11 protein-coding genes and 1 pseudogene are annotated in these 12,263 nt (G+C 70.1%); 9 read left to right on the top strand and 3 right to left on the bottom strand.

Features of this window, described 5'->3' with window-relative positions:
- The 4 genes and pseudogenes from V5E28_RS48230 to V5E28_RS48215 all read left to right on the top strand — a co-directional run.
- Positions 1–231 (top strand): annotated as a pseudogene (locus tag V5E28_RS48230) (hypothetical protein); the annotation flags it as partial.
- A gap of 291 nt (positions 232–522) precedes the next feature.
- A complete protein-coding gene (locus tag V5E28_RS48225; protein ID WP_336217047.1) occupies positions 523–1,173 on the top strand; it encodes an HNH endonuclease family protein in 651 nt (216 codons plus the stop codon).
- A gap of 120 nt (positions 1,174–1,293) precedes the next feature.
- Complete coding sequence (locus V5E28_RS48220; RefSeq protein ID WP_336217046.1) at positions 1,294–2,325, top strand: RDD family protein; 1,032 nt, start codon at positions 1,294–1,296, stop codon at positions 2,323–2,325.
- 99 nt (positions 2,326–2,424) lie between these two features.
- Positions 2,425–2,571 (top strand): hypothetical protein, encoded by a 147-nt coding sequence (locus V5E28_RS48215; protein WP_336217045.1) that lies wholly within the window; start codon positions 2,425–2,427, stop codon positions 2,569–2,571.
- A gap of 106 nt (positions 2,572–2,677) precedes the next feature.
- On the opposite strand, the gene V5E28_RS48210 is transcribed toward V5E28_RS48215, so the two are convergent.
- Positions 2,678–4,375 (bottom strand): hypothetical protein, encoded by a 1,698-nt coding sequence (locus V5E28_RS48210; protein WP_336217044.1) that lies wholly within the window; start codon positions 4,373–4,375, stop codon positions 2,678–2,680.
- Positions 4,376–4,557: 182 nt separating this feature from the next.
- Between V5E28_RS48210 and V5E28_RS48205 the strand changes: the two genes are divergently transcribed.
- The 5 genes from V5E28_RS48205 (at position 4,558) to V5E28_RS48185 (ending at position 10,273) form a co-directional block, all read left to right on the top strand.
- Positions 4,558–4,851 carry a trypco2 family protein gene (locus V5E28_RS48205; RefSeq protein WP_336217043.1) on the top strand — a complete coding sequence of 98 codons (294 nt, stop codon included), beginning with the start codon at positions 4,558–4,560 and terminating at the stop codon, positions 4,849–4,851.
- On the top strand, positions 4,848–9,017 hold the full coding sequence (locus V5E28_RS48200) for a trypsin-like peptidase domain-containing protein (protein WP_336217048.1): 4,170 nt from the start codon (positions 4,848–4,850) through the stop codon (positions 9,015–9,017). The genes V5E28_RS48205 and V5E28_RS48200 overlap by 4 nt, the downstream gene beginning before the upstream one ends.
- 80 nt (positions 9,018–9,097) lie before the next feature.
- Positions 9,098–9,346, top strand: coding sequence for an excalibur calcium-binding domain-containing protein (locus tag V5E28_RS48195; protein WP_336217042.1), 249 nt, complete (start codon positions 9,098–9,100; stop codon positions 9,344–9,346).
- A gap of 108 nt (positions 9,347–9,454) precedes the next feature.
- Positions 9,455–9,895 carry a COG4315 family predicted lipoprotein gene (locus tag V5E28_RS48190; protein ID WP_336217041.1) on the top strand — a complete coding sequence of 147 codons (441 nt, stop codon included), beginning with the start codon at positions 9,455–9,457 and terminating at the stop codon, positions 9,893–9,895.
- 87 nt (positions 9,896–9,982) lie between these two features.
- Positions 9,983–10,273 (top strand): YiaA/YiaB family inner membrane protein, encoded by a 291-nt coding sequence (locus V5E28_RS48185; protein ID WP_336217040.1) that lies wholly within the window; start codon positions 9,983–9,985, stop codon positions 10,271–10,273.
- Positions 10,274–10,289: 16 nt separating this feature from the next.
- On the opposite strand, the gene V5E28_RS48180 is transcribed toward V5E28_RS48185, so the two are convergent.
- Positions 10,290–10,943 carry a response regulator transcription factor gene (locus V5E28_RS48180; RefSeq protein ID WP_336217039.1) on the bottom strand — a complete coding sequence of 218 codons (654 nt, stop codon included), beginning with the start codon at positions 10,941–10,943 and terminating at the stop codon, positions 10,290–10,292.
- Positions 10,940–12,058 (bottom strand): MacS family sensor histidine kinase, encoded by a 1,119-nt coding sequence (gene macS / locus V5E28_RS48175; RefSeq protein WP_336217038.1) that lies wholly within the window; start codon positions 12,056–12,058, stop codon positions 10,940–10,942. The genes V5E28_RS48180 and macS overlap by 4 nt, the downstream gene beginning before the upstream one ends.
- Between the last annotated feature and the right edge of the window lie 205 nt (positions 12,059–12,263).

Here is a 12,263-nt window from a genome sequence, read left to right as displayed (position 1 = left end):
GCTCTGATCCTGGGCGCGGGCATGCGGATCGCCGCGGTCACCGGCGCTGTGCTGCTGGTCTTCATGTGGGCCGCCGAACTGCCGCTGGCCAACAACCCGTTCATGGACGAGCACCTCATCTACGCCATCGTCCTGGCCGGCCTGGCCCTGGCAGGTGCCGGCGACACCCTCGGCATCGGCAGGATGTGGGGCCGTACCGCACTGGTGCGCTCCTATCCGGTGCTGAAGTAACCGCCGGCAGCGACGCCTGCCCTCACGGGTGGGCGTCGCTGTGCATCGGTGCGAGCGTATGGCCGGGGTCGGTTGCGTGATCTTGGGACCCAGATCGACCACGCGTTGTGTGTCATCGATCGGCAAGAGGGCGGTGCGGAGGCCTTGGCCGCAGATGGGATCCGGCTCCGGTTGACGTCGATGGTGAGTTGCAACAAGGCGGAACAGCCGGGGTGAGGGTGCTGCGACGGCCGGAGGCTTTCCCGGCCCGAACATCCGTGGGCGAGGCCGTCGCTGGGTATAGCTGAAGCCATGATCTTCCTGAGGCGGGCAGCACATGTCGCCGTTCTCACTCTCGTGGTCTTCCCGATCGCCGTCGTCTTCGCCGCCCCGCAGGCGGCGGCCGAACCGCGCAAGCGATCGCGGGCCGAGGCCGCGGCCCTCGCTCGGAGTGTGCTGGCTCAGCTCAAGGTCGCCAGGCCCTTATCCATCCGCGGCTACAGCCGCACGCGGTTCCAGCACTGGGCGCCCCACAAGGGCAAGTGCGACGCGTGGGAGGCGGCCCTGGCTCGCGACGGGCGGCACGTACGCCGAAACGCGGCCTGCCACCCGGTCAAGGGGCTCTGGTACAGCCCGTACGACGGCAAGCGGTTGAAGAGCGCGAAGCATGTGGACGTCGACCATGTCGTGCCGCTCGCCTACGCCTGGCGCTCGGGCGCCAAGCGATGGAGCCAGGCCAAGCGCCGCGCCTTCGCCAACGACCTCGTCCGCCCCGAACTGCTCACCGTCAGCCACTCCGCCAACATCGCCAAAGGCGGCCAGGGCCCGCAGAGCTGGCGCCCACAACGCCGCGCCTACTGGTGCCGGTACGCGACCTCATGGATCACCGTGAAGCGCCACTACCACCTCTTCGTGACACGTAAGGAGAAGGTGGCCCTGCTCAACATGCTCCGCACCTGCTGAAGCCGGCATTCCCCGACGATCCGCGTGCTCCGGGTGCCCGCCGGCCTTCGCGTCTCCGCTGCTTCGCCGGAGCATCGGTAAGGTGTCGCTCCCGGAGCGAAAGGGATCATCGTGCCGCAGGTGTCCCGGTTATCGCGGTCGGCGCTGTTCACGTGGGTGGCGGCGGTGGCCGTCGCCGCCATCCCGGCGTGGGAGCTGTGGCGCGAGCGACTCGATGCCGAGGAACTCGTCCGGACTCACGGAGAGCCCACGATCTACGGACTCGTGTGCCTGTACAGCGCTGGACCGACGCTGTCACCGCTTACCTCGCTGGGCCGTGATCTCGATGTGGTCATAGAGGTCACGGCGGGGTGGGCGGTTCCGGCTCTCGTGGTTCTCGTCGGCCTACTGGCCTGTCTCGGCCATCGGGACCCCGCGACGACAGGTCGTCGGGTGGCCGGACTCCTCATCTTCGTCGCGGTCGTCGAACCGCTCGTCTCGCTGTACAGGGCGCCGGGAGAGTGCGGCGGGATGATCTCGCTGCTCAGCGCCGACTGGTTCAGGGCAGTGGCCGGCGCCTGGGGGCTCAATCAGGTGTGTCTCCTGACAGCCGCGGGGCTGGTACTCGGCGCGTCGCGGGCGACACGGCCTTCCCGCGAGCAAGAGCGGGTCCCTTCGCCGGCCGGGACGGCGTGGCGCCGACCGGCGGCGTTCCTGGTCGACTACCTGATCGTCAGCGTGGTCCTCGGTGTCGTCGTGGGGCCGCTCTGGTCCGAGATCGGCCTCGGCTCCGGGTTCCGCATGGGGTACGGGCTCCTGGGGCGGGTCGACGTCTTCGGGAGCGGCGTGAGGCCCGCGGAGTCGGCAGTCCTGTCGGGGCTGTTTCTCTACTTCTGGGTGCAGCACGCCCTGTGGGGGCGGACGCTCGGCAAGCGGCTGATGAAGGTGCGCGTCGTCGCCGCGCGGACGGGCGGGCGACTGGGGGCGGGGAAGGCGGTTCTTCGTACGCTGGCCTTCCCCCTCCTCGCCTTCGTCCCCGGCGTGGGGCTGCTGTGCATCCTCGTGGACGGGTTGTGGATGCTCCTCGATCCGGAAGGCCGTGTTCTGCATGACCGCTGGCTGGGCGCCGCGGTGGTGCGCGACGGGAGGAAACAAGCTCTGCCTCAGGCGTGACTCGCAGAGAGCGTCATCAGCCGCGGAGCGCTGCATGCTTCAACGCGGCGATCAAGGGTAGCGGCGGGTGACACACCCCCGGCCCCAGGAGATGACACAGTGCTCACTCTCATCCTGCTCATCGCAGCTCTGATCTGTTTCGCGCTGGCCGCGTTCAACGTCGGTGGAGGCCGCCTCAACCTTCTGGGTGCGGGCCTGGCTTTGTGGGTGCTGACGGAGTTGATCCCGAAGATCGGGGATCTTTAGTCCACGACGTGACGCGGGGTGATCCCGCGCGCGTCCGCTGACCGCCTAGGGCCCGCCTCCGCGCGGGCCCTTCGCGCGTCCTGGGATGGCTCACCGCGCGGTCGGGTCAACGGTGATCAGCGGCGTCGTGCCGGTCGTCCGCCCCAGTGGGTTCCCTCAGGCGCTTTCGGCGCTCTTCCAGGCTGGTGAGGGCGGCGTCCAGGTCGGTGCCCGAGGTGACGACCTCGACGTACAGGCCGGTCAGCTTGCCCGCCAGTTGCGCGTTGAGGCCGCCTTCTCCGACGCCGTTGTGGAACTGCTGCGGCGACACGGCGACGATCGCGTTGCCGCCTCGAATGCGTACGTCGATGGCTTCGGCCGGGTGCATGGCGTGCACGAGGTACGTCTGCCGGTCGCTGGAGTAGGGGATGATCTCCAGTCGCTCGCCGCGCGCCGGCATGTTGACGAGGCGGTGGGCGGCGTCGAGACGGCTGCCCTTGTGGCCGATGCACGCCCCCACCGCGTCCATGCCCAGCTCCGTGGGGGCCACCACCACCTTGGTGCGGGCTCCCATGACCCGCTCCACATCCTTGACGACGACCCTGCCGTCGATGATCTCCTGAACCCGCGACGCCAGCGCCCGTACCGCCAGCTTGGGTGCGGTGATCGAGAGCTGCCAGTAGCCGGCCTTGCCCGCAGTTGCCGGCTGGAACTCCACGGTGAGGGCGGTGACGACGTCACCCCGCCGCAGTTGCAGCGGGACGACCCCCTCCGGGAGGTTGGCCGTGTCAGGGCGCCAGATGACCGCCTCTCGCCGGTACCCGATCCCCGCGTCGTAGATCACGCAGTCGAACCTGTCCGGTTTGCTCGCGGAGATGTAGGCGGTGACGAGGGTGTCGCGGCGTGGCGGGGCGACCAGTTCCGGGCGGCGGTAGCCGAGGGCGGGACGGTCCGTGGCGCACTTGAGGTCGACGATGAAGGAGGCCGCCTCGTCAGGGGTGATCTTCAACGTGTCCGCGACCAGTTGGGCCGGGGGGAGGGGGCCCTTGTCGCAGATCCCGCACCGAGCCTCGTTCTTGCGGATCCGCAGTGAGGGTCTCGCGTCCCTGTTCCGGTGTCCGCCTGGCCGGGGGCAGTTCCACCAGGCGGGATCGTCGTCGGTGGCGGAGCACCCCAGCCGGAGGAGGACCGACTCGATCGGTGTCGCGTTCGCCTGGGCCAGCTTCTGGTAGTTCGCCAGGTCGGTGTCGGGCTTGACGATCTCGTAGGCGCTCGGCACGCGGAGCTTCCGGTGGCTGCTGATCCGCTGTCGGATGCTGTGGAGGTCGATTCCCTGGTCGGGTGAGTTCTTGCCCGTGGGTGCTGGTTCGCGGCCGGTCGAGAGGAAGGGGAAGCGCTCGCGGTTGGTCTCCCGGATTCCGGCCACGAGCGCGAAACACAGGAGGGCGGGCTTGACGCGGCCGGGCGGAACCATGCGTAACCGGTCCGCGTAGCGGATCATCGACACCGCCTTCGGGCTGAGCCGCGTCCCGGCCTCGAAGGCCGCGTGCGGCAGGAAACCCGGATCCTCCCCGCCGACCTGGGCCCATTCCAGGTGCTCCGCCGGCCTGCCCGCGTCGGCCAGCCCGCGGCCCTCGTCGTAGGTCTGCTGGAGGTCGAGGGGCACCCCCTTGACCTCCACCTCGATCCATCGCTTCGCCAGGCCGCCGATGGCGGCGTAGTAGGCGATGACGTCAGGACCCTCTCCCGCCACGAACAACATCCTGGAGCGCCGGTCGGAAATGGTCAGGCCCTGGCCGGCCCATGCTTCCAGGACAGCGGCCACATGATCTTCGGGGCCGGTAGGGAGGTTGACCGTAAGGGCCTTCGTCTGCAGCGAAGCGGGCTCCGACCAGCTGACGACTAACCGGCTATCCCGACTTATCACGATGCCCCCGGCTATTCATGGATCATGCAAGAAATTTCCCGGCATAATGCTATGAAACCCAGCCGCCTTCCGGGGGAATCATGCTTGAGTTGTCGACCGTCATCAAGGAACTGCGCAACGAGTTGACGAAATCGATGGAGTCCGCCGCAGGTGAGCAGCTGCGGTTCGGGCTGGGGCCCATCGAGCTGGAGGTGACGATGGTGGTCACCCACGAGGCCGCGCTGAACGGCAAGGTCAAGTTCTGGGTCGTGGAGACCGGTGCCGACGCCAAGGCGTCCGGCGCGCAGACCCACCGGGTGAAGCTCGTCCTCAACCCCGAGGTGAATGGCGGTTCGCCGTACATCGGGGGTCGCGGGAGGAAGGGCGAAGACTGAACGAGAAGCGCGCCGGGCAGATCATCGTCGACCTGCCGGATGAGGAGAAGCGGTACGGCTCCGGTTACCGGGTGACCACCGAGGTGGTCCTGACCGCCGCCCACGTGGTCAAGGACGCGCTGAGCATTCACGCGCGGTTCACCGCAGACCCGACGGACAAGCTGCCTGCGGAAGTCCTGTGGACGGTGGACGACCTCGCGGCCCTCCGCGTCCCTCTGGAAGGCGATCTTCCACCGGCGCGTTACGGGTTGGTGGACGATCACGCCGCCGAGTTGCCGTGCCGGGCGATCGGCTTTCCCGCGTGGAAGTTTCGCGACAACCGGCGGGACAGCGGCCAGATATCCGGTGCCATCCTGCCGCTGTCGAACCGATACACGGGCACCCTCCACGTAGGCGTCGACCGTCCTCCGGCCGAGGACAGGGAGGGCTCACCCTGGGAGGGAATGTCGGGCGCCGCGCTCTTCGTCGGCGACAGGCTCGTGGGCATCATCGCGGAGCATCACCTCGTCGAAGGTCCCGGGCATCTGACGGCCCACCGCGCCGACTGGAGGCTGACGCCGGAGCAGTGTGAGCAGATCGGATACGGCCAGGTCGTCTCCGTCAACCCGCCTGCCGGACGGAGACCGCGCGGCTATCTGGCTCGGGTGCGCGATCTGGCCCCAGCCGAAGGGTTACGGGACCGCGGCGACGAACTGGAGAAACTGACCGCCTTCTGCCGGGGCGAAGAGTCGTATCTGCGGTTGCGGGGGCCCGCGTGGTCGGGCAAGACCGCCTTGGCCTCCTCCTTCGTTCTCGATCCTCCGGACGGGGTGCGGGTGGCCGCCTTCTTCGTTTTCGGCCACGCCGATGCCGATGCCTTCCGCCAGGCCATGGGCGAACAACTGGCGGCCATCGCGGAGGTGCCGGAGGACGCGGGTCACCTGGACGATCTCCTGGAGGAGGCGGCCCGACGTTGCCAGGAGATCGGGGAGCGCCTGCTTCTGGTCGTGGACGGGCTGGACGAGGACAAGAGGCCGGAAGACAGCATCGCCGTCCTGCTCCCTCGCAATCCGCCAGAGGGTGTCCGGGTGCTCGTCACCGGGCGCCCCCATCCCGGGATACCCGCCGACGTGCCGTCCGGCCATCCGCTTCACACCTGCCGTATCCAGGAGCTGGCCCCCAACGCGCACGCCAGGCACCTGGAGATCGAGGCCAAGAACGACTTCGAGCGGTCGTTGAAGGTGCCGGGGAACGACAAGCTGCTGGGCGTCATCGCGGTGGCCCAAGGCGCGCTGGCCCTGGACGATCTCGCCACCCTGACGGACCTGCCGCGGTGGGAGGTACGGGACCGGCTCAGCAGCCGCAGTTTCACCCAGACCGCCGACGGTTATCTGTACGCCCACGAGACGCTGTACCGGATGGCCGAGCAGGACCTCGCCCCCCTGGACAGATACCGAGCGATGATCCACAGCTGGGCGGACTCCTACCGGGAGCAGGGCTGGCCGCAGGACACGCCCGCGTACCTCCTCGGCTCGTACGGCCGGCTTCTGGCCGACCGAGGGCGCCTGGTGGACTACGCGCTCGACCGCGCCAGGCACGACCGGATGCGTGGAATCGTGGGCGGCGAGTCGGCCGCCATCCGCGAGCTCACCGCCGCCCAGCAGGCGATCGGCGATGAGGCCGAGCCCGACCTGCTGACCTTGACGCGCCTGGCCGTCACTCGCGACCAGCTCAGCAGGTCCGCCTCGCCACCACCTGTCGAGTTGCCCGCTCTGTGGGCGAGGCTCGGCTGGTCCGACCGGGCGGTCACGCTGGCCCGTTCCATCGTCGACGCGGACTCGCGCGCCTCTGCTTCGGCGGCCGTCGCGAAGGCGATGGCCGAAAGCGGCGAGCTGGGCGCGGCGGCGACTCTGGCGCGCTCCATCGACCGCACGGAGCAGAGGGCCTGGGCGCTGGGGTCTGTCGTGAAGGCGATGGCGGACCGCGGGGAGCTGAGCGCCGCGGAGACGCTGGCCGGCTCCATCGAGGTGACAGAGCGGCGGATCTGGGCGCTGGCCGCGATGGCGAAGGCGAGCCGGTCCACCGAGCTTCTGGACGAGGCGGAGCGGTTGGCCCCGTCCGTTGTCGACCTGGGTGGCCATGCCTGGGCGATGGCCGCTCTGGTGGAGGCCGCCGCCGTATGCGGCGACGTGGCGCGGGCAGAGGCCCTGGTCGACAGGATCCCGCAGATGAACCAGCGGGTGTGGGCGCTGAGCGCCGTCCTGAAGGCGCTGGCCGGCGGCGAGCTGGACCGGATTACGGCCGTCAGGAAACGAGCTGAGGACGCGGCCAGGACGATCATCCATGAGCGCGGGCAGGAGTGGGCCGTGAGCGCGCTGGTGGCGGCCCTCGCCTGCTGCGGCGACGTCGAGGGGGCCGAGGCCATGGCGCGCGGCCTGCCCACCCCCTACTCGCGGTCGTACGCGCTGACCGTGCTGACCGAGACGATCGGCGCCGGTGGTGATCTGGAACGCGCCGAGGAATTGGCCGCTGAGGTCCCGATTCCCGCCCAGCGCGCATACGTGCTCTCCAACCTGGCGAAGGAGATCGCCAGGAGGGGCGACACGGAGTGGGCGCTGGAACTGGCCGAGCAGGCGGAAGTGCTCACCCCCGGGCTCACTCCCCGAGGGCGGCGCGCCCGGGCGATGGTCGCCGTGGCGGAGGCGTACGGCGCCTGCGCGGACAGCAGGGCCGAGAAGGTGGCCTCGGCGATCAAAAGCCCCTACTACCAGGTCCAGGCGCTGATCGCGGTGGCCGGGACGGTGCCGGATCCCGATCGGGCGTGCGCCCTGGCCGAGCAGGCGGAGAGGCTGGCGCGTACGCGGACATCGTTCACCCAGCGGGCACAGACGCTGGTCTCCGTAACAGAAGCGGTCGCGGCCGGCGGGGATCTCGACCGTGCCGAGGCGCTGGCCGGCGCGATCCCCGATCCGGCCATCAGGACGAGGGTGCTGACCGACCTGGTGAGGCTGATCGCCGCCCGGGACGTGGCACGGGCCGAGTTCGTGGTTCGCGAGCGGATCAGCGCGGAGGACCAGGACAGGGCGCTGGTGGGGGTGGCCAAGGCGCTCGCCGCCCACGGAGAGCTCGACCGCGCCGAGGAGCTGGCCCTGTCGTTGTCGAGTGCGGATCTCCGGGCGCAGGCGCTGGCCCTGGTGGTGAAGGAGATCCGCCGCATGGATCGGGCCGTGGCGGTGGCGCGGAAGATTCCTCACGCCGACCGGCGGGGGCAGGCGTGTGTCGGCCTGGCCCAGACGATGGCCGGTCGCGGGTCGCTGCGCCGGGCCAGGGCGCTGGCGCGCACGCTGCCGGCTGCGGACCAGCGCGCGCATGCGCTGCTCGCCGTGGCCATGGCGAGCGAGGGAGGAGGCGACCGCGAGCTGGTGAAGGAGGCCGAGAAGCTGGTCCAGCAAGTACAGGACGAGGGCCGGCGAACCAGGCTGGTGACCGCCCTGGTGAAGGCGTTCGCCGGCATCGGTCGGCTGGGCCACGCCGAGCGGCTGGCCCGTGGCATCCGGTCTCCTGAGACGCGCCCAGGCGCGCTGGCCGACGTGGCGGCCGCGTTCGCCTCCCGGGGGCAGGTGAGAAGGGCTCTGGTCATGGTCAGGCAGATCTTGGCGTCGGCCTCCAAGGCGCGTGCGTACGTCGCCGTCGTGAAGGCACTCTCCGACCGGGGTGACGTGGCCGCCGCCCTCGAGATCGCCTCGAACGAGATTCCCACGGCCGACTACATGGCTCAGGCGTTCACGGTCCTGATCAAGGCGGACCCGGGCAGGAAGGCAACGGTCACGGCGGCGGCCAAGCGGGCGGAGTCCCTGTTCCCCGCCCGCATCACCCATCCGGACCAGCAGCTCATGGCCTTCGTCGATCTGCTGCGGGCGATCGTGGACAGCGCCGGGCTGCCCGCCACCCGCGGCCTGGCGGACAGGATCGAAGGGCTGACCGCCAGGGTCGAGGATCCGGACCGGCAGGCGCAGATCCTGGTGGCCCTGTCGAGAACGGTCGAGCCGGCCCGGGCCAGGCGACTGGTGGCGCGCGTGCTGAGCGGACCGGCCTGGACGGCCGCGCTGGGCGCGTTGCGCGAGGTGGAGCCGCGGGCGCTCCCGTTGGTCGCCGAGGAGCTGCTCGGCTTGGCCGACATCTCCTGACATGTAGCGGTACACCACACCCGCCTGCCGCGCGTCTTACTCCCCGCCTGTACCGATCTGCCCAGGGGTACATCAAGGTGATGCGCGCCGAGGAGGCGAAGGCCAAGCGGGAGAAGTTGCGCATCTGGTCCGGCAAGTGCGACCAGAGCAGAACCACTGCCACGCCCACCGCCACCCCCACACCCACCCCGACCGGCGGGACCGATCCACGCTTCCGCACCTGCGGCGACGCCAACGCCGCGGGGTTCGGCCCCTACAGTCGCGGCCGCGATCCGGAGTACGCCTGGTACCAGGACCGCGACGGTGACGGCGTGGTCTGCGAACGGTAGACCCGCACGCTCCCGGAGCGTGACGTGGGCAGGCCGGGTGACCGTAAGGCTTGGGTAAGGGCTGTCCCGCGCGGTGAACCGGGGCGGGAGCGCAGCCGTGCCGAGGTCATGAGGAGAATTCAAGCCCTGCTGACGGGGACGCTCGCCGCCGTGACCATGGCCGCCGTATGCGGCGCAGGCCTGGCGCCGAACGCGCCGGTGGCCATCGGCGACACGAAGATCGGCAAGGTTCTGGTGGACGGCGAAGGGCGCACGCTCTACCTGTTCGAGAAGGACACCAAGGGCGAGTCGACCTGTTACGGCGAGTGCGCCGAGGACTGGCCGCCGTACCTCACCGAGGGCGAGCCCGAGGCCGAGGAAGGGACGAAGGCCGGCCTGCTGTCCACTACGAAGCGGAAGGACGGGTCCGAGCAGGTGGTCTACGGCAAGTGGCCCCTGTACTACTACCACGACGACAAGAAGCCGGGCGACACCTTCGGCCACGACATAGACGAGTTCGGGGCCGAGTGGTACGCGATCCAGCCCGACGGGAAGAAGGCGTCCCACTGACTCGACAGGGCTTTCGGTTCACGTACTCAGCCTGGTTAGGTACGCGTACTCAGGCGCCCGGCCGGCGGATGTCAGACGCTTGGCGGTATGACGAAACCAATCCAGCCCGCCATGACCACCGCCTTCTTCGCGCAGTGCGTCATCTCCTTCGGGGTGGCGCTCACCAGCGTGGCGATCGGCATCGCCTACATGCCGATCGATGCCTGGGTTCGCGCCTTCCTGGCCGTCGCAGTGCTGTACACGGTGACGTCGGCCTTCGGGCTGGCCAAGTGCGTGCGCGATCGGCAGGAAATCGTCGCCACGGCAAGCCGCGTCGACCAGGCGCGCCTGGACAAGCTGCTCTCCGAGCACGACCCGTACAAGGTCGACAGCCTCTGAGCCGTCCTCCGGCGCTCTATACCTCGTCGAGCCCCCGCTCGATCGCGTAGCGGACCAGCTCGACCCGGTTGTGGAGCTGGAGCTTGTTCAGGGTGTTCTGCACATGGTTCTGCACAGTCCGGTGGCTGAGCACCAGCCGTTCGGCGACCTGCTTGTACGTCAGGCCCTTGGCCACCAGGCGTAGCACCTCGGTCTCCCGGTCGGTGAGGCTCGGCCCGTCGTTGGCGGGCCTCTGCGTGGCGAGGCGGCGATACTCGCCGAGCACGAGCCCGGCCAGGCCGGGAGTGAAGACCGGCTCGCCTTCGGCCGTGCGCCGGACCGCGTCGAGGAACTCCTCCCGGCTCGCCGACTTGACCAGATAGCCGGAGGCGCCGGCCTTGACCGCGTCGAGCACGTCCTCGTGCTCGCCGCTCGCCGACAACACCAGCACGCGGGGCGGGGGATCGGAGGCGGTGGCCAGCCCTCTGGCCACCTCCACGCCGGGCAGGTCGGGAAGCCGCAGGTCGAGGATGACCACGTCGGGGCGGATGGCGGCGGCGACGCGGAGCGCCTGGCGGCCCTCGCCCACGGTCGCCGCCACCTCGTAGCCGGCGTTCTCCAGGTCGCGGGCGACCGAGTCCCGCCACATCGGGTGGTCGTCCACCACCATCACCCGCAGCGCGCTGGTCATGCCGTAACTGTAAACCGACCGGGGACGGTCAGCTCGACCTCGGTTCCCTGGCCGGGCACGGACGTGAAACCGACGGTGCCGCCCAGGCCGGCGATCCGGCCCCGGATGGACTGCGCGATGCCGAGCCGTCCCTCGGCCTCCGCCTCCGACAGGCGGCCGGCGGGGATGCCGGGCCCCTCGTCGCGCACCGTGATGGTCATCGAGACGTCGTCGTTCTCGGCGAAGACCCAGGCCCTGGCGTCCTCGCCGCAGTGCCACCGGACGTTGTCGAGCGCCGCGCCCACGGCCGCGGCGACCTCGCGGGCCTGGCCGGCGGGGAGCGGCAACGGGGTCGCGGGGGTCGCCACGGTTACCGTGGCCGTGGTGTACCGGCGCAGGAGGGCCCCCACGTCGACGAGGCCCGCGCCATCCACGGCCGGCCCGCCGCGGATCATCTCGCGCACCGCCGCTTCCTGCTCTCCGGCGAGCCGTCCCAGCTCGGCGGCTTCCCCGCCGATCTCCAGCCCGCGGCGTTGCACCAGCGCCAGCACCTGGAGAACGGAGTCGTGCAGGCCGCGAGCGAGCCGCTCGCGCTCCCGGCCGGCCGCCTCTATCTCGACGGCCCGTTGCAGCCGTTCCTCCGCCTGTTTGGTCAGCCTGGCCACGTGACCGACGACGGTCCCGGCGAGGATCAGGAGCACGGCCCCGTTGACGGGGACGGAGAAGTCGAATCCGTTCAGGCCGCGCAGCCACAGGTCGCCGAGCGACAGCACGACCGCCGCGACCGCACCCGCCCGCCGCCCGCCGTACACCGCCCAGGCGAGGACGGGCCCGCCGATCCAGGTCGCCGTGATCGGCATCATGCCCGCCGGTCCGGCATCAGGTCCCTGGACGTACGGCGAGGCCAGCATGCAGCCGAGAGTGACGAGAACGTCCGTCACCAACAGTGGGCGGTTTCTCGCGGTCGAGTACGCGATGGTGGTGACCACGGTCCAGACCGTCATGACGCCGAAGACGAGCCAGGCCGCGACAGGGCGCTGGTGGCCGCCGGCGCTCGCCAGCAACAGCGCGGCGTAGCCCAGCGAGGCGAACCGGTAGACCGCGATGGCGCGCCAGAACGACCCCTCGATCTCCATGAGGCCCCACCACGCTCGATCGGCGCTTTCCCGGTGTGCCGACTATAAGGCCCTCCTTCGGGCGCATCCAAGGAGAGGCACCCGGAGAACCCGGCCGGTTCCGCTCCACCGCAGCGTGTCGGACCCGTGCCGGAGGACGACCATCTTCCCTCCGGCGCGGGCCGGCACTCGCAGGTCGCCGCACGGCGACCGTCAGACCTCCTCG

Source organism: Nonomuraea sp. LPB2021202275-12-8 (assembly GCF_037044575.1).
Taxonomy (GTDB): Bacteria; Actinomycetota; Actinomycetes; order Streptosporangiales; family Streptosporangiaceae; genus Nonomuraea.
The sequence above is the reverse complement of the archived record's forward strand: the minus strand, read 5'-3'. Positions and strand labels throughout refer to the sequence as shown.

Bases quoted from the DNA above. Each gene is read 5' to 3' on its own strand.
- V5E28_RS48225 (WP_336217047.1), top strand. From the start codon at position 523: ATGATCTTCCTGAGGCGGGCAGCACATGTCGCCGTTCTCACTCTCGTG.
- V5E28_RS48205 (WP_336217043.1), top strand. From the start codon at position 4,558: ATGCTTGAGTTGTCGACCGTCATCAAGGAACTGCGCAACGAGTTGACG.
- V5E28_RS48195 (WP_336217042.1), top strand. From the start codon at position 9,098: ATGCGCGCCGAGGAGGCGAAGGCCAAGCGGGAGAAGTTGCGCATCTGG.
- V5E28_RS48190 (WP_336217041.1), top strand. From the start codon at position 9,455: ATGAGGAGAATTCAAGCCCTGCTGACGGGGACGCTCGCCGCCGTGACC.
- V5E28_RS48185 (WP_336217040.1), top strand. From the start codon at position 9,983: ATGACGAAACCAATCCAGCCCGCCATGACCACCGCCTTCTTCGCGCAG.
- V5E28_RS48180 (WP_336217039.1), bottom strand. From the start codon at position 10,943: ATGACCAGCGCGCTGCGGGTGATGGTGGTGGACGACCACCCGATGTGG.
- macS (WP_336217038.1), bottom strand. From the start codon at position 12,058: ATGGAGATCGAGGGGTCGTTCTGGCGCGCCATCGCGGTCTACCGGTTC.